The sequence below is a fragment of the Primorskyibacter flagellatus genome, assembly GCF_900176485.1.
In the GTDB taxonomy this organism is placed as follows: domain Bacteria; phylum Pseudomonadota; class Alphaproteobacteria; order Rhodobacterales; family Rhodobacteraceae; genus Primorskyibacter; species Primorskyibacter flagellatus.
Map to the genome: position 1 here is coordinate 139639 of NZ_FWYD01000003.1, position 15400 is coordinate 155038.

Consider the following 15400-nt stretch of genomic DNA (forward strand, 5'->3'; position numbering starts at 1 on the left):
GCATGATCAAGCGGATGCTGCATTTGTGCAGTAGCAAGATGGTGCAGGATTTGTTATTTCGCACATGCAGCATCTCAGGCGGAGGAAACCAGGATGAGCGCCACAGCAGCCAAGAACAGACCGTTGCCCGTTGATATTCGGGCGCGCAAGGGCGGCGTACCACTGGTCAGCCTGACCGCCTACACCACCCCGATGGCGCAGGTCATGGACGCGCATTGCGACTTTGTTCTGGTGGGCGACAGCGTCGGTATGGTGCTGCACGGGCTGCCCTCGACACTGGGCGTGACCATGGAGATGATGATCCTGCACGGGCAGGCGGTGGAGCGCGGATTGGAACGGGCGATGATGGTGATCGACATGCCCTTCGGATCCTACGAGGAAGGCCCGGCACAGGCATTCCGCAATGCAGCGCGGCTGATGGCCGAGACCGGCGCAGGCGCGGTAAAACTGGAAGGCGGGCAGGCCATGGCCGACACCATCGGCTTTCTTGTCGCGCGCGGCATTCCGGTGATGGCGCATATCGGGCTGACCCCGCAATCGGTGAACACGCTGGGCGGTTACCGTGTGCAGGGGCGCGACGCGGAAGGCGAGGCCGTGATGGCGGATGCGCGCGCCGTCGCGGAGGCCGGTGCCTTCGCAGTGGTGCTGGAAAAGGTGCCGCAGGGGCTGGCGGACCGGATCACGGCGGACATTCCGATCCCGACGATTGGCATTGGGGCATCGGCGGGCTGTGACGGCCAGATCCTTGTCGTCGATGACATGCTGGGGCTGTTCACGGCCTTCAAGGCGAAATTCGTGAAACGCTATGCCACGCTGGGAGAGGATGCAGAAGCTGCCGTTGCTGCCTATGCCGAAGAGGTCCGCGCACGGGATTTCCCTGCGCCAGAGCATGTATTTGCCGACACGACGCCCGTGAAAGCACCCAATACATGAGCGGCGTGCCGATCCTGCGCAGCCGCACGGATTTGCAGACGGCTGTGCTGGGCTGGAAGGCCGCCGGAGAGGTTGTCGGGGTGGTGCCAACGATGGGCGCGCTGCATCAGGGGCATCTCAGCCTCGTGCGGGCGGCAAAGGAAGTATGCGACCGGGTCGTGGTGACGCTGTTCGTCAATCCCAAGCAGTTCAACAACCCCGAGGATCTGGAGAATTACCCCCGGACTGAAGAGGGTGATGCCGCGAAATTGGCACCGTTCAAGGTGGACGTGTTGTACGTTCCTGATGGCGCGCAGATGTATCCCGATGGCTTTGCCACGACTGTGTCGGTCGCAGGGCTGACGAATGTGCTGTGCGGGGCGCATCGGCCCGGACATTTCGACGGTGTGGCGACAGTCGTCACCAAGCTGTTTTTGCAATCCGGGGCCGACAAGGCGTTTTTCGGTGAAAAGGATTACCAGCAATTGCAGGTCGTCAGACGTTTGGCGCGCGATCTGGATATTCCGGTCGAGGTTGTGGGCTGCCCGACGATCCGCGAGGAGGACGGGCTGGCCATGTCCTCGCGCAACCTGTTGCTGTCCGACCGCGCGCGGATCCCTGCACCGATGCTGCACGAGGTGATGCAGGATGTGGCCGAAGGCTTGTCGCGGGGAAAGGCCTTCGGTGAGTTGAAAGCCGCCGCTGAAGCCCGGATTCTACGCGCGGGATTTACCGAAATGGATTACTTCGATCTGCGCGCCTGTGACGATCTTTCGGTTCTGGATACGCCCGACCGTCCTGCACGCCTGCTGGCGGCGGCGTGGCTGGCCGGAGTTCGGTTGATCGACAATATCGCGGTCCCGCCACGTCTCGACTGACGGCAAATCTGGAAAGTCCGGGAGCGAGGGGCCAGCCCCTCGCGCTCCCCGGAGTATTTTGGCCAATGAGAATTGAGGGGCAGGTCCCCTATCGGGGTGCCTGATTAGATCGTGGCGGCCGCGCGGGGGTCAGGGCGCGAGCAAGGTGCGGAGGCTATGGGCCATCACCTTGGCGCTGTCGAGCATGTCATCGACGCCGATCCATTCGTCGGGTTTATGGGCGAGCTCCAGCACGCCGGGGCCATAGGCGATGCAATTCTTCAGCTTGCCGATCCTGTCGATATGCTTCTGGTCATAGCTGCCGGGAGAGGCGACATAGGTCGGGTCTTTGCCCATCACCGAGCGGATTGCGGCCCCTACCGTGGTGACGACGGGTGCCGCGCGATCGGTCATGGACGGGATCACGCGGTTGATCTCACGCAGGGTGTAGTCAAAGTCCGGGCGCGTGGCTTTCAGCCCCTCTAGAAGCTCGGTGATCTCTGTCCGCACGGAGTCTACGTTTTCCTCGATCAGGAAGCGGCGGTCGATCACGATGCGGCAACTGTCAGGGACACAATGAGCGGGCAAGCCGGTGTAATCGGACGATTGTTCGGGTTGGCCGCCATGGACCGAGTTGATATTCATGGTGGATTGTCTGGCTCCATCCGGAACCACGGGCATTTCAGTGTATCGCGCCGCCATGGCAGGGAAAAGTGTCTCCTCGAAGGCGTCGAGGACCGCACCCATATGGCGGATCGCGCAATCGCCGAGAAATGGCATGGAGCCATGTGCGATCTCGCCTTTGGTCTCGATCTCGGCCCACCAGCCGCCCCGATGCCCTAGACAGATCCGGTCCTTGTTGAGCGGTTCGGGGATGATGACGTGCTGCACACGCGACGGAGCGAAAAACCCCTGCTCGGCGAGATAGGCCACACCGCCATATCCGCCGGATTCTTCATCCGCCGTGCCCGAAATCTCGATGGCACCGGCGAAATCCGGGCATTCGGCAATGAACGCCTCGGCCGCTATGATGGAGGTGGCGAGCCCGCCCTTCATGTCGCAGGCCCCGCGACCGTAGATGCGCCCGTCGCGCAGTTCGCCGCCGAACGGATCGCAGGTCCAGCCCTGGCCGACCTCGACCACATCGGTGTGGCTGTTGAAATGCACGCAATCCCCGGCCCGCGCGCCTTCGCGACGGGCCACGATGTTCCAGCGCGGAAAGCGGTCGCTGTCTCCGGGCGCACCGGTCGCACGGATCAGTTGCGTTTCAAAGCCGGACGCCTTCAGGCGCCGATCCAGATAGTCACAGATTGCAGCGTAGTTCTCGCCCGGTGGATTCAGCGTGGGAATGCGGATCAGATCCTGAGCAAGGGCGATCAACGCGTCCCGCATGCCGTCGATCCGGCCAGAAAGGTGCGCGCCCAGATCAATGTCAGTGCTGATATCCGCCATGAAATGCCTCCCGAACGTTGGGGTGTGATGTCCAGTGTCTCTGCCTTTGGTGCAAGGTTCAAGAGAGGCGTGTCTGGGATTGGTTTGCCGGGAGGGATTGCGTTGGCAGCTTGCGGTTCGCCATCGCCCCGGACTTGATCCGGGGCCTTGCGGACGGCGTTTCGAGTGTCGCGATCGAGCTTCTAGAAGAACCTCGTTCGGTCGTCTTATAGGCTGGGAGTGCCGAGCCGCCAATTTACAGGCCGGATTAACGCGGGTGGAGGGACCTGCAAAGCCAGGGTAGCCGGGCAGTCTTTGCAATTGGATGCGGTCACATTCACCCGACAAATATCCGCTAGTTCGGTTTGGTCTGGCGACAAACTTATGTCGATCTGCTTTGGGGCGAGGGGCCGGCCCCTCGCGCTCCCCGGAGTATTTTTGCCGATGAGAAACAGGCAGGGGCGTTGGGCATTATTGCAGCGCGACAGGGTTGCTTGACAGCGATGGCGCTTGACTTAACGAAGCCTTGGAGCCGAACCGAGGGGGATCATTCCGAGCCAGGTCCGTCCGCGCTTGAAATCAAGCGTAAGATCCAATGTGTTTTTATTGCCCGAAAGGTTCGAGGCCAGATCCAAGGCCTGTTCCAGCATTCCGGCAACCCCCTGCGGTAGAGTTCCCGATATCGACGAAAGGTGCATCATCTCGCGCCAGTTGACGGCGCGCACTGTCATCTGGCCATCAAGGTGCCCCGATGCGGTGACGTCGGCCGCGCCTGCCAGTTTCAGCTCCAGCCCACCCCAGATCGCCTCGGCAAGACGCAGGTCCAGATGGGTGGGGCGAGGCGGGCCAGCTTCAAGCGTCGTCAGGCCCAGCGGAGCGTTCAACGCAAGGGTCAGGTCTGCACGCAGCGCCGACAGGCTGTCGGGCAGGGGCAGGTCTGCGGGAAGCGGGCCGCCGGGGGCATAGCCCGTTGCCGAGGCGGTGATCCGGTAAAGCTCGGGGCCGGTATCTGCCAGTGCGATGTTCAGCGCGGCCATAGCCGCAGCACCTTGGTCGGAAGTGAGGTTCAGCACCTCCGCCTCGAAATTCGCACGGGACAGGCTTTGTGCCGCGTCGCCTTCCAGAATGACGCTGGCGCGCATGCTCTCGCTGTCCATGGTCCAGTCGGTTCCAGAGAGCGTGAGCGTCTGGCTGTGCGGCCAGACCAGAATGGCATGTTCCGGTTTGTAGCTGAGCATCAGGATCTGGAACAGCGGCGCCCGCCAGACCGTGCCACTGTCGGGATTGGCCAAAACAAGCTCGGTGAAGGTGGCATCCAGCCGGTTGGGGAAACCGCGCACCTGAAGGCTTTGATACTCTGCGGCCCAGCCATCGGCGCGACGGGCCTCGAACCAGGCTTCCAGTGCCGCCTTGTGCTGATTGGCGGCGTAGAACCACCAGCCCGACCATGCCAGCCCGCCAACGATCACTGCGATCAACAAGCGTTTCATTGCCGTCCCCTTTTCAGCCCGTCCGGAATGGTGTTTACAGCGCCCATGCGACAAGGACCAGACGACATGACATTATGGGTTTTCGCCTACGGATCGCTGCTTTGGAACCCCGGTTTCGAGGTTTTGCGCCAGGAACCTGCAACGCTGCCGGGGTATTCACGCAGCTTTTGCATGCGCTCTATCCACCACCGCGGCACCGAAGAGGACCCCGGTCTGGTGTTGGCGCTGGACGAGACCACCGGAGCGGCCTGTTCGGGTGTTGCCTTGCAGGCGGGCGGGGACCGGGACGCGGTCTTGGCCTATCTGCGCGAGCGGGAGCTGGTCTCTTCTGCCTATCTGGAAAAGATGCTGGATGTTCAGCTTGCCGATGGTCGGCAGGTGACCGCCGTGACCTATGTAATCGACGCCGACCATGTGCAATATTGCGGTGCGCTGCCACTGGAAGAGCAGGCGCAGATCATCGCACGGGCGCATGGCGGTCGGGGACCCAACAGCGAATATCTGTACAACACGGCCCGCCATCTGGACGAGATCGGCATCCGCGATGCAGAACTGCAATGGCTTTCCAACCGCGTCAGGTCGCTATGTGGATAACCGCTTGGCTTGCAAGGGCATCCGCACTACGGTCTGGCCGATAAAAGCGTTGTAGAACGATGGCAGGAACCGCCCAGATGGAGCAGCCGGACCTAGAGGCACAGGCACATTTCTCGCAGCCCGTCCGGCAGGTGATCCTGATGCTTGTGGTGCTGGGCCTGACAGGCGCGGGGGCGTTCCTTGCGCTGCCGCGGGTTCTGCCGGTGTTCCAGTCGAACCTCTATCTGAACGGTTTTATCCTGTTTGTCTTTGGCCTTGGCGTGCTGGCATGTTTCTGGCAGGTCGGACAGCTTATCAACTCGGTCCGGTGGATCGAGGAATTCGTCACCGAGCGCGAGTCCCGCAAGGCACCGCTGCTTCTGGCACCGCTGGCCACGCTGCTGCGCATGCGCGGGCGCCGGATGCAGATCAACACGGCATCAACGCGCTCGATCTTGGATTCGGTTGCCACCCGCATCGACGAGGCGCGCGAAATCACGCGGTATATCGTCAGCCTGCTGATCTTTCTGGGGCTTCTGGGCACGTTCTACGGGCTTGCGACCACCGTGCCTGCGCTGGTCGACACCATTCGTTCGCTTGTGCCGCAAGAGGGCGAAAGCGGCGCGGATCTGTTTTCGCGGCTGATGAACGGGCTGGAGTCACAACTGGGCGGCATGGGCGTGGCGTTTGCGTCGTCGCTTCTGGGGCTGGCCGGGTCGCTTGTCGTGGGCTTGCTGGAGCTGTTCGCGGGTCACGGTCAGAACCGGTTTTACCGCGAGCTTGAGGAATGGCTATCGTCGATCACCCGTCTTGGCTTCGCCTCGGGCGACAGCGACGGCGAAGGTGCCGGAACATCGGCCGGTGGCGCTTACGCGCTCGACCAGATCGCGGAACAGATGCTGGGCTTGCAAGAGATGTTTGCGGCCTCCAATGAGAGCCGATCCGAGGTTGACGACAAGCTGGGACGGCTGGTGGATGCGGTGGAACGCATGACCGAACGTGTCGAATCGTCAAGCCCGTCGACCACAGCGCTGTTGCGGGTCGCCGAGGGGCAGGAAAGGCTGGTCGAAGCCATGCACGGAAAAGGCGTCAGCGAAGGTCTGGATGCCGAAAGCCGGATGCGTCTGCGCTCGATCGACGTGCAGATGCTGCGCATCCTTGAGGAAATCGCCGCCGGACGACAGGAAAGCATGGCCGAGTTGCGCACCGATCTGGCGGGGCTTAATCGCATATTGCAACAGTTGGCGGCCCCGAAAGCCGAGCCTGCCCACGCCAGGTTCCGGCCCACGGAAACCCTGCCCAAACCGCGTGGCGGCAGGGAGGAAAGCTGATCCATGGCCCTTTCGCGTCGCACCGGGCAGCGGTTTCAGGCCTCGATCTGGCCGGGATTCGTGGATGCGATGACCGGGCTTTTGCTGGTTCTGATGTTCGTGCTGACGATCTTTATGGTCGTGCAGTTCGTGCTGCGCGAAACCATCAGTGGTCAGGAGACCCAGCTTGACTCGCTGTCGTCCGAAGTGGCGGAGCTGGCCCGCGCGCTGGGGCTGGAGCGACAGACCACCAGCAGGCTACAGGCCGATATCGGGTTGCTTTCGTCAACCCTGACCGATGCCGAGACCCGTGCCGAGGAACAAGCGGCGTTGATCGCGTCCCTGACCGGTGAACGGGACGCGAAGGATGCGGCGCTGACGCAGGCGCAGGGCCGGATCAGCAGCTTCGAGGCGCAGGTCGCGTCACTGATCGCTGCGCGCGACGATGCGTTGGCAAATGTTTCGCAACTTCAGGACAATCGCGATGCGCTACAGGCAGAGCGTGCCGAATTGCTGAGCGCGCAGGAGCAATTGAACCTTGCCCTTGCGACGGCGCGCGACGAAATCGACACCCAGACCGAGGAGGCCCGTCTTGCTGCCGCCCGCCGCGAAGCGTTGCAGGCGTTGGTGGAAGATCTGCGGGCACAGAATGCCGATGCCGCGCAGAGCAACGCCGCCCTGACGGCACGCTCCGAAGAGTTGCAGCAAGCACTGACCGAAGAAGAGGCGCAGCGTCTGGCAGAGGCAGAGGCCGCCGCCGCCCTGCGCGCCCGGCTTGAAACTGCTGATGCAGAATTAAGCGCCATGACGCTGGCTTTGGAACAACAGCGCCAGAAGGCTGAAGATACGTTGACCCTGCTCGCCGCCGCGCGCAAGGCAGAAGAGGATCTGAACGTCCAGCTTGCCGCCGCCTTGCTGGAGGGCGAGGACGCGGCATCAAAGTTGCGCGCGCAGACGCAGGCGCAATCCGAAACGCAGGCCGCGATGGACGCACAGGCCGCCCGCGCTGCCGAACTAGCGCAGAGCATCGACGAAGCAGAGGCGCAACTGGCTGACGAGCGTCAGGCCAATGAAGAAGCGCGGGCCGCATTGGCCGAAGCTCAAAGCGCGGGCGATGACGCCCGGTCACGTCTGACGGAGCTGCAAACCGCGCTGGCCGAGGCGTTGTTGCGCGCGGATGGCGCGCGGGACGAGCTTCAGCGGCTGGCGAATGTTGAGGCGCAAAACCGGCAACTGACGGCACAGGTCGAAACGCTGACTGACCGCGACGCCCGCCGCGACACGATGGTTGGCGATCTGCGTGCTCGCATTGCCGAGGCCGAAAGCGCGCTGGCATCGGCCCGGCAGACCGCGCTGGATCAAAGCGCGGCGCAGGACGCGCAGGCCGAGGATATGCGCAGCAGGCTGGCAGAGGCTCTGGCCCGGTTGGAGGCTGCAACCCGCGACACCCAGACCCAAACTGTGCGCGCCGAAGAGGCAGAGGCTGCGCGGGACAGCGCTTTGGCGGCGCAGGACGCCGCTAATGTGGATCTTGACCAGACCAATGCCGCGCTTGAGCGTGCGCAACAGGATCTGGCGGCCTTGCGCGACGGTCTGAAGACCACGGAATCCGAACTGATGGCCGAGAAGGCAGAGCTTGAAACCGCGCTGGCGCAGGCTTTGGGAGATGCGGCCACGCTGAAGACCCGGCTTGACGAGACCCAGGCCGCACTGACTCGTGCTGAGGCGGATGCTTTGGCGCGGGCCGAAACGCTCGAAGATGACAACCGGACGTTGGAGGAACGCCTTGCCGCCGCGCTTGCTGCCAAGCTGACGGTCGAACAGACCGCTGCCGAAACCCGCGAGAAACTGGCCGCAGCGCTGGCGCAGAAACGCGCGGCGGAGCAGACCCTGAGTGTTGAAATGACAGAGGCCGAAACCCGCGCGCAGCTATTGGCCACGGCCAAGCAGGAACTGGCGGATGAGCAACAGCGGGCGTCGCAGGCCACTCGACGGACCGAAGCACTGACCCAACAATTGACCGCCCTGCGCGAGCAACTGGGGCGGCTACAGGCAATCATCGACGAGTCGAATGATCGTGACGTCGCCTCGCAAGCGCAGATCCAGAACCTCGGGTCAGAGCTGAACACCGCACTGGCGCGAGCGGCGGCCGAACAAAAGCGCCGGGCAGAACTGGAAGCCGCCGAACGCGCGCGCCTGCAAGCCGAGGCCGAGAACCTTGAACGCTATCGCTCGGAATTTTTCGGTCGGCTGCGCGAGCTTCTGGACAATACCGAAGGTGTGCGGATCGAGGGCGACCGCTTTGTGTTTTCCTCCGAAGTGCTGTTCGCGCTTGGCCAGGCAGATCTTTCGGCAACGGGAGAACAGGAAATCGCGAAGGTTGCCGAGATCTTGCGCGGCGTCTCGGACCAGATCCCGGACAGCATCGACTGGGTGATCCGCGTCGACGGGCATACAGACGATGTGCCTCTGCGTCCGGGGGCAGCATTTGCCGACAATTGGGAACTCAGTCAGGCGCGGGCGCTGTCGGTGGTCAAATACATGATAGATGTGCTTGGCATTCCGCCGGATCGACTGGCGGCCAACGGGTTTGGCCAGTTCCAGCCGGTCGAAGATGCGGATACGCCAGAGGCGCGGGCGCGCAACCGTCGGATCGAGATGAAGCTGACAGAGAAATAACTGGCGAAACAGACAGCGCGCCGGACCGCGATATGCCCGGCGCGCCGAATTTCCGGATCAGGCTGCGATGGCCGCAACGCCTTCATTCGCCGCTTTGAGCGAGCTGTCGGCGTCGATCGCGTAATGATCGGAGGCCACGAACTGCACATCGGTGATGCCGAAGAATCCAAGCATGTGGCGGACATATTTAGATGCAAAATCAATGTCTGATCCCAATCGCGTGCCGTTGGAGCTGAATGCGATAATGGCGCGGGTGTTCTTGACCAGACCTTCGGGACCAGTTTCGGAATAGCGGAACGTCTCGCCGGCGCGGGCCATTTGGTCAAGCCATGTCTTCAGCTGGGCAGGGGCTGCGAAGTTGTAGATCGGCAGGCCGATCAAAATTGTGTCGGCATCCTTGATTTCGGCAATCAACGTGTCGGAAAGCGCGACCGTTTCGGCCTGCGCCGGGCTGCGTTCATCAACCGGCGTGGCGAAGGACCCCAGCCAATGTGCATCCGTCGGCGGCAGCGGATTGGCACCCAGATCACGGGTCACCACCTCTGCATTCTGGTAGGACGATTTCAGCCGGGCAAGAATATCGTCGCTCAACTGACGGGAAATAGAGCCTTCGGATTTGATGCTGGAGTCGATGCGGAGAATTTTATGTGTCATGGGATGCCCTTTTGCAGAATGAATCACGATCCGCTTCATAAATAGACCTTGCAAAAACAAACTCAATCTCATCACATGCGCAGAACCTGTGAGCAGGCGCACAGACACAAAAAGGTTTGCAATGGAAAACTGGGATGAAATCCGCACGGCCTATCAGGTGGCGCGTTTGGGCACTGTCAGCGGGGCCGCAGAGGTGTTGGGCGTGCATCATGCGACCGTGATCCGCCATATCGACGCGTTGGAAACGCGCATCGGGGTCAAGCTGTTTCAACGTCATGCGCGGGGCTACACTGCGACCGAAGCGGGGCAGGATCTGGCGCGTGTGGCGCAGGCGACTGACGACCAGCTCAGCCAGCTTGCAGGCCGGATCAAGGGTCGTGGGGCGGAGGTTTCGGGAGAGCTTGTCGTCACCTCATTGGTTGGCTTCTCTACTCTGATGACCCCGGTGATCGCTGCTTTTCAACGCACCTATCCGGATGTCACCGTGCGCTATCTGACCGGCGAGCGGCTGTTCCGGCTCGAATATGGCGAGGCCCATGTTGCCGTGCGCGCCGGGCGGGCACCCGACCAGCCGGATAATGTCGTCCAGCCGTTCTGTTCCGTAGCATACGGCCTGTTTGCGAGCCGTGACTATGTCTCGCGTCATGGACAGCCCTCCGGGCCAGACGATTTTGCGGGCCATCGGTTTGTGGCCTTTGACGATCTGGATGTGCGGGCCGGATTCCAGCAATGGCTGCGTCAGCATGTGACAACGGAACAAATCGCGTTTCGGTCCAATGAAAAACGCGCCATGGATGCAGCTATCCGCGCAGGTATCGGCATCGGTTTTCTGGAAACGTCCAAAGCCGGGAATGACGACGATCTGGTCGAGATCATGCCACCCCAGGAAAGCTGGGCCTCGGCGCTTTGGCTGGTCACGCATGTCGATCTGCATCGCACGGCCAAGGTGCAGGCGTTCCTGGGCTTTCTCAAAGACTATGCCGCGGGCGTCAAGAGATGATGACCCGGCCCGCTCAAGGGCACCTGGCGATGCTGGCCTTCTCGGCGCTGGTCGCGGGGTCTTTTTCGCTGGGCAGCCTGGTGGCCAATGAGATCGCGCCTGCTGCCCTGAACACGATGCGGTTCTTCATTGCCGGGGCGGCGCTAGGTGCTGTGGTGTTTGCCACGGGTGGCATCCCCAGAAAGGCGCTTCGCGCGCCGTGGCGGTATCTGGTGCTCGGCGGGCTGTTCGCGTTCTACTTTGTGATGATGTTCGAAGGGCTGAAGACCGCAAACCCGGTCAGCACGTCGGCTGTATTCACGCTTAATCCGCTGATGTCCGCCATATTTGGCTGGCTTATATTGCGGCAGGTGACGACGCCACGCATGGCGCTGGCGCTGGCCATCGGGGCTGCGGGGGCGCTTTGGGTGGTGTTCCGGGCTGATCTGGACAGGTTGCTGGCGTTCGAGGTCGGGCAGGGCGAGTTGATCTTCTTTGTCGGCAGCATCGCGCACGCCCTTTATACGCCGATGGTCCGGTTGCTGAACCGCGGTGAATCCGCGTTTGTTTTTTCGTTCTGTACGGTTGCCGCAGGATTTCTCATGGTCAGCATCTGGGGGTGGCGTGACATCCTAGTAACCGACTGGCTGGCACTGCCTTGGCTGGTCTGGTTCACGATTTTGTATGTGGCGATCGCCGCCAGTGCGCTGACTTTCCTGTTGTTGCAATTTGCGGCGCTCAGGCTGCCCTCGGCCAAGGTGTTGGCTTATACCTACCTCACGCCCAGTTGGGTGCTGCTGTGGGAATTGGGGCTGGGCCACGGCATTCCGCCTGCGCTGGTGATCTGCGGGGTCGGGTTGACAATCATGGCGTTGGTTTTGCTTCTAAAGGACGAAGAGAGGGTGCCGCTCAGGGTTTGACGTTCAGGCCGTGTCCCCATCGCCAAACTCGCTGGCCAGAAACCGCTCAAACGCCTCAAGATTGACCGGCTCGAACTGTCCGAAACCCTGCATCCAGACGCTGGCCTCGCGAAGTGCGTCCGGCTCCAGCTTGCACCATTTGACCCGGCCGCGTTTTTCTTGGGAAATCAGGCCCGCGCGGGTGAGGATGGCCAGATGCTTGGAAATCGCCGCGAGGCTGATCTCGAACGGCTCGGCCACATCCGTCACCGCCATGTCATCCTCCAGCAGCAACGACAGGATCGCGCGACGGGTTGGATCGGCCAGGGCCGCAAAGACGGTATCGAGGTCAGTAACCATCCCCGCATAAGCCGACATCGCCCGAGCCGCGTCAAGGCAGTGCTGAGATGCGTGGGCGGCCAGAAAGTTCCATGCAATTTTATACGCAGGCCAGCATAGGCGAAAAATGGCCGCAATAGCACCGATCCAAAGGCGACTTTGCGCCGATGGTGTGCGGTGCGCGGAACATCGCCCTTCCCGGCGGAGTTGCCCCTACAGTAGCGTCGTAGTAAGCGTCCCAGCACTGGCCTCGCGCGCAACTGCCTTTGGCGCTGCGCTTTGTTGGTGCGGGGCGGCTTTGAACGCCGATGGGTGATCCGCGATATGCGGACTAGAAACATAGCACCGAATGGAGACTTTCATGTACAAACATTTTTTAGGATGCGCGACTGCCGCCGGACTTGGTTTGCTTACCGCCGGGGGGGCTGCGGCGCAGACCCAATGCGGTGTGATCCTCTTTTTCGCGAACGGTCAGACGGCGCTGTCCGGCGCAGAACAGACAGCACTGGCGGCAAATATCGCGGCGAATCCCGGCGCGTATAGCTTGGCCGGATACACAGACTCTACAGGATCTGCCGCCGCGAACGCGTCGATATCGCAGCGTCGCGCCGAGAACGTTGCTTCGATCGTCAGGGCTGTATCCGGTTCGAGCGTGACGAGCGCCACAGGGCAGGGCGAGGCGACCCGTCCCGGAACCACCGGTCCTGCGGATCCCCGCAACCGGCGCGTTGAGGTCATCAAGGATGGCTGTGTCGGTCCGGGTGCCCAAGCTCCGGGTGACGCGAGCGCTGGGTTGGGTGTCGCTGCCACGGTCGGCGCGTTGGGCGTGTTGGCTGTGATGACCGACGACGATTCGTCCTCGGGCAGCACATCGGGCACGGGCGGTTCAAACTAGCCTGACACGACTTCGCGCTTGTCTGACCGCCCGTTCCAGACCGGGCATGGTCAGGCAAAGCGAAAAGATCCGGGACACGCTGGTCGCGTCCCGGATTTTTTGTGTGTCGCGATGACATGCAGGGCCAATTGGTCACTCAACCATCTGGTTGAATGACGTCAGAGGGGCCCGCGCCGGTCAACTGGCACTGTGGCAGGTTGTCCTCTGGCGGTGACGGATCAATAATATCGTTATTTATCAGTCCTGTATCTTCCCGTTGGCGCGGCACCAAGGGCGCTTGACTCAATGACCCCCTCGACATAGCAACAGCGCAACCGATTGAAGGGGCACAGGTGTGACCGATCCCGATCAGACACGGCGTCTCGCCGAGCTGGAAAAGCGGATCGAGGCGGCGAAATCCGCCAAGGCACCAAAGCCTCATCAGGAAGAACACTACAGTCAGGCAAACGTTGCCTGGCGCATGGTGATCGAACTTGTTGCCGGTCTAGGGATCGGTTTCGGCATCGGATACGGGCTGGACATCCTTTTTGGGACCACCCCGTTCCTCATGGTGCTGTTTGTAATGCTGGGCCTTGCTGCGGGCGTGAAGACGATGCTTCGCACCGCGCAGGAGATCCAGAAAAACACTGAGGCCGAACAGGCCCGCGACGACGAGAGGATAGAGGATGGCGACTGAAGCGCAGGGCGAAGAGGGCGGCCTGGTTTTCCACCCGATGGATCAGTTCATCGTCAAGCCGCTGTTCGGCGACGGGAATGTTGGCATGTTCACCATCACCAACGTGACGCTTTGGATGGCGATTGCCGTCTTGGCAATCGTCGGGCTGATGGTTCTGGCAACCTCGCGCCGTGGTGTGATTCCGTCGCGCGGTCAGTCGATTGCAGAACTTGCCTACGGCTTTGTCTACAAGATGGTCGAAGACGTCGCCGGCAAGGATGGCGTCAAGTTCTTCCCCTATATCATGACCCTGTTCATGTTCATCGTGACCGCCAACTTCCTTGGTCTGGTGCCAATGGCCTTCACCACGACCTCGCATTTCGCTGTGACCGGCGTGCTGGCACTGCTGGTGTTCTTCACTGTGACAATCGTGGGCTTCGTCAAGCACGGCACGACATTCCTGGGCCTCTTCTGGGTTGCCTCGGCCCCGCTGGCGCTGCGTCCGGTTCTGGCGATCATCGAGGTGATTTCCTACTTCGTGCGCCCGGTCAGCCACTCCATTCGTCTTGGTGGCAACCTGATGGCCGGCCACGCGGTGGTCAAGGTTTTCGCAGGCTTCGCTGCTATCGCAGTTGTCAGCCCGCTTTCGGTGGTTGCGATCACCGCCATGTACGGTCTGGAACTGCTGGTGGCCTTCATTCAGGCCTACGTCTTCACGATCCTGACCTGCGTGTATCTCAAGGACGCGCTGCACCCGTCCCATTAACGACCGTGGTGGCGGGACAGCCCGCCCCACGCCCGACACTCTGACAATACTCAACTTCCAATCGTAAGGAGAATTCACATGGAAGGCGATCTCGCACATATCGGCGCAGGCCTGGCAGCAATCGGTTCCGGCGCAGCCGCTATCGGTGTTGGTAACGTGGCTGGCAACTTCCTGTCCGGCGCTCTGCGCAACCCATCGGCAGCCGCTGGTCAGACAGCAACGCTGTTCATCGGTATCGCGTTTGCAGAAGCCCTGGGGATCTTCTCGTTCCTCGTTGCTCTGCTGCTGATGTTCGCAGTCTAAACCGCACGGATATGATCCTTACGGACGGGCGGAGCCACCACGCGTGGGCCGCCCGTTGTAGCGAAATTTCCGACGGAGGACGGTGACATGGCAACCGAAACGCATGAGGCCGTAGGCGAGGGCCTTGCGGACGCCACCGGGGTTGCGGCGCATGGCGCCGATGCCGCTCCGGGGATGCCGCAACTCGACTTCTCGACCTTCAGCAACCAGATCTTCTGGCTGATGGTCACGCTGGTCGTAATCTATTTTGTCCTCTCGCGCATTGCGTTGCCACGCATTGCTGCGGTTCTGGCGGAACGTCAGGGGGCAATCACGAATGACCTTACCGCAGCGGAGGACCTGAAGCGTCAGGCCGTTGAGGCTGAGGAAACATATAACAAGGCCTTGGCCGATGCCCGCGCCGAGGCGCAGAAAATCGTTGCCGAAGCCAAGGAAGAGATTCAGGCAGAGCTGGACGTGCAAATCGCCAAGGCCGACGCCGAAATCGCTGCCAAATCTGCCGAGTCGGAAAAGGCAATCGCTGAAATCCGCGCCACGGCGATGGAAAATGTCGAGGTTGTCGCAAAGGACACCGCAGGCGAGATCGTGCGTGCACTGGGTGGCAAGGCTGATGCCTCCACCGTGGATGCCGCCGTCAACAACCGGATCAAGGGGTGAA

General features: G+C 61.8%; 16 protein-coding genes. 12 read left to right on the forward strand and 4 right to left on the reverse strand.

Annotation, left to right across the window (positions count from 1 at the left end):
* Positions 1 to 93: 93 nt before the first annotated feature.
* Positions 94 to 933, forward strand: a complete 840-nt coding sequence (panB, locus tag B8991_RS06105; RefSeq protein WP_084351431.1) for a 3-methyl-2-oxobutanoate hydroxymethyltransferase — start codon at positions 94 to 96, stop codon at positions 931 to 933.
* A complete protein-coding gene (gene panC / locus B8991_RS06110) occupies positions 930 to 1790 on the forward strand; it encodes a pantoate--beta-alanine ligase (RefSeq protein ID WP_084351434.1) in 861 nt (286 codons plus the stop codon). Before panB ends, panC begins: the two co-directional genes overlap by 4 nt.
* Positions 1791 to 1919: 129 nt before the next feature.
* On the opposite strand, the gene B8991_RS06115 is transcribed toward panC, so the two are convergent.
* Both B8991_RS06115 and B8991_RS06120 read right to left on the reverse strand, forming a co-directional pair.
* Complete coding sequence (locus tag B8991_RS06115) at positions 1920 to 3221, reverse strand: acetylornithine deacetylase/succinyl-diaminopimelate desuccinylase family protein (protein WP_143514503.1); 1302 nt, start codon at positions 3219 to 3221, stop codon at positions 1920 to 1922.
* A 494-nt stretch (positions 3222 to 3715) separates the two neighbouring features.
* Positions 3716 to 4690, reverse strand: coding sequence for a DUF2125 domain-containing protein (locus B8991_RS06120; protein WP_084351436.1), 975 nt, complete (start codon positions 4688 to 4690; stop codon positions 3716 to 3718).
* Between the two features lie 66 nt (positions 4691 to 4756).
* Here B8991_RS06120 and B8991_RS06125 point away from each other — a divergent pair, with 66 nt between their 5' ends.
* The 3 genes from B8991_RS06125 (at position 4757) to B8991_RS06135 (ending at position 9252) form a co-directional block, all read left to right on the forward strand.
* Positions 4757 to 5284, forward strand: coding sequence for a gamma-glutamylcyclotransferase (locus B8991_RS06125; RefSeq protein WP_084351439.1), 528 nt, complete (start codon positions 4757 to 4759; stop codon positions 5282 to 5284).
* 77 nt (positions 5285 to 5361) lie between these two features.
* Complete coding sequence (locus B8991_RS06130; protein ID WP_084351442.1) at positions 5362 to 6594, forward strand: biopolymer transporter ExbB; 1233 nt, start codon at positions 5362 to 5364, stop codon at positions 6592 to 6594.
* A 3-nt stretch (positions 6595 to 6597) separates the two neighbouring features.
* Positions 6598 to 9252 (forward strand): peptidoglycan -binding protein, encoded by a 2655-nt coding sequence (locus B8991_RS06135; protein ID WP_084351444.1) that lies wholly within the window; start codon positions 6598 to 6600, stop codon positions 9250 to 9252.
* Positions 9253 to 9309: 57 nt separating this feature from the next.
* Here the strand turns inward: B8991_RS06135 and B8991_RS06140 are convergent, their stop codons facing one another.
* Positions 9310 to 9906 (reverse strand): FMN-dependent NADH-azoreductase, encoded by a 597-nt coding sequence (locus B8991_RS06140; RefSeq protein ID WP_084352175.1) that lies wholly within the window; start codon positions 9904 to 9906, stop codon positions 9310 to 9312.
* Positions 9907 to 10027: 121 nt separating this feature from the next.
* On the opposite strand from B8991_RS06140, the gene B8991_RS06145 reads away from it, so the two are divergent.
* Positions 10028 to 10906: a LysR family transcriptional regulator gene (locus B8991_RS06145; protein ID WP_084351447.1), complete on the forward strand. Its 879-nt coding sequence runs from the start codon at positions 10028 to 10030 to the stop codon at positions 10904 to 10906.
* On the forward strand, positions 10906 to 11805 hold the full coding sequence (locus tag B8991_RS06150; RefSeq protein WP_084352179.1) for a DMT family transporter: 900 nt from the start codon (positions 10906 to 10908) through the stop codon (positions 11803 to 11805). Before B8991_RS06145 ends, B8991_RS06150 begins: the two co-directional genes overlap by 1 nt.
* A gap of 3 nt (positions 11806 to 11808) precedes the next feature.
* On the opposite strand, the gene B8991_RS06155 is transcribed toward B8991_RS06150, so the two are convergent.
* Positions 11809 to 12144 (reverse strand): ArsR/SmtB family transcription factor, encoded by a 336-nt coding sequence (locus tag B8991_RS06155; RefSeq protein ID WP_084352177.1) that lies wholly within the window; start codon positions 12142 to 12144, stop codon positions 11809 to 11811.
* A 340-nt stretch (positions 12145 to 12484) separates the two neighbouring features.
* Here B8991_RS06155 and B8991_RS06160 point away from each other — a divergent pair, with 340 nt between their 5' ends.
* The 5 genes from B8991_RS06160 to B8991_RS06180 all read left to right on the forward strand — a co-directional run bounded on the left by B8991_RS06160 (position 12485) and on the right by B8991_RS06180 (position 15399).
* Positions 12485 to 13018: an OmpA family protein gene (locus B8991_RS06160; protein WP_218673191.1), complete on the forward strand. Its 534-nt coding sequence runs from the start codon at positions 12485 to 12487 to the stop codon at positions 13016 to 13018.
* A gap of 334 nt (positions 13019 to 13352) precedes the next feature.
* The gene (locus tag B8991_RS06165) at positions 13353 to 13694 is read left to right on the forward strand and encodes an AtpZ/AtpI family protein (protein ID WP_084351453.1); all 342 of its coding nucleotides are present in this window, start codon (positions 13353 to 13355) and stop codon (positions 13692 to 13694) included.
* Positions 13684 to 14439 (forward strand): F0F1 ATP synthase subunit A, encoded by a 756-nt coding sequence (locus tag B8991_RS06170; RefSeq protein ID WP_084351455.1) that lies wholly within the window; start codon positions 13684 to 13686, stop codon positions 14437 to 14439. Before B8991_RS06165 ends, B8991_RS06170 begins: the two co-directional genes overlap by 11 nt.
* Before the next feature lie 78 nt (positions 14440 to 14517).
* On the forward strand, positions 14518 to 14742 hold the full coding sequence (locus B8991_RS06175; protein WP_084351458.1) for a F0F1 ATP synthase subunit C: 225 nt from the start codon (positions 14518 to 14520) through the stop codon (positions 14740 to 14742).
* An 87-nt stretch (positions 14743 to 14829) separates the two neighbouring features.
* The gene (locus B8991_RS06180) at positions 14830 to 15399 is read left to right on the forward strand and encodes a F0F1 ATP synthase subunit B' (protein WP_084351460.1); all 570 of its coding nucleotides are present in this window, start codon (positions 14830 to 14832) and stop codon (positions 15397 to 15399) included.
* Position 15400: the final 1 nt, after the last annotated feature.

Excerpts from the sequence above, each read along its gene's own strand:
- panB (WP_084351431.1), top strand. The coding sequence starts at position 94 with ATGAGCGCCACAGCAGCCAAGAACAGACCGTTGCCCGTTGATATTCGG.
- panC (WP_084351434.1), top strand. The coding sequence starts at position 930 with ATGAGCGGCGTGCCGATCCTGCGCAGCCGCACGGATTTGCAGACGGCT.
- B8991_RS06115 (WP_143514503.1), bottom strand. The coding sequence starts at position 3,221 with ATGGCGGATATCAGCACTGACATTGATCTGGGCGCGCACCTTTCTGGC.
- B8991_RS06120 (WP_084351436.1), bottom strand. The coding sequence starts at position 4,690 with ATGAAACGCTTGTTGATCGCAGTGATCGTTGGCGGGCTGGCATGGTCG.
- B8991_RS06125 (WP_084351439.1), top strand. The coding sequence starts at position 4,757 with ATGACATTATGGGTTTTCGCCTACGGATCGCTGCTTTGGAACCCCGGT.
- B8991_RS06130 (WP_084351442.1), top strand. The coding sequence starts at position 5,362 with ATGGAGCAGCCGGACCTAGAGGCACAGGCACATTTCTCGCAGCCCGTC.
- B8991_RS06135 (WP_084351444.1), top strand. The coding sequence starts at position 6,598 with ATGGCCCTTTCGCGTCGCACCGGGCAGCGGTTTCAGGCCTCGATCTGG.
- B8991_RS06140 (WP_084352175.1), bottom strand. The coding sequence starts at position 9,906 with ATGACACATAAAATTCTCCGCATCGACTCCAGCATCAAATCCGAAGGC.
- B8991_RS06145 (WP_084351447.1), top strand. The coding sequence starts at position 10,028 with ATGGAAAACTGGGATGAAATCCGCACGGCCTATCAGGTGGCGCGTTTG.
- B8991_RS06150 (WP_084352179.1), top strand. The coding sequence starts at position 10,906 with ATGACCCGGCCCGCTCAAGGGCACCTGGCGATGCTGGCCTTCTCGGCG.
- B8991_RS06155 (WP_084352177.1), bottom strand. The coding sequence starts at position 12,144 with ATGGTTACTGACCTCGATACCGTCTTTGCGGCCCTGGCCGATCCAACC.
- B8991_RS06160 (WP_218673191.1), top strand. The coding sequence starts at position 12,485 with ATGTACAAACATTTTTTAGGATGCGCGACTGCCGCCGGACTTGGTTTG.
- B8991_RS06170 (WP_084351455.1), top strand. The coding sequence starts at position 13,684 with ATGGCGACTGAAGCGCAGGGCGAAGAGGGCGGCCTGGTTTTCCACCCG.
- B8991_RS06175 (WP_084351458.1), top strand. The coding sequence starts at position 14,518 with ATGGAAGGCGATCTCGCACATATCGGCGCAGGCCTGGCAGCAATCGGT.
- B8991_RS06180 (WP_084351460.1), top strand. The coding sequence starts at position 14,830 with ATGGCAACCGAAACGCATGAGGCCGTAGGCGAGGGCCTTGCGGACGCC.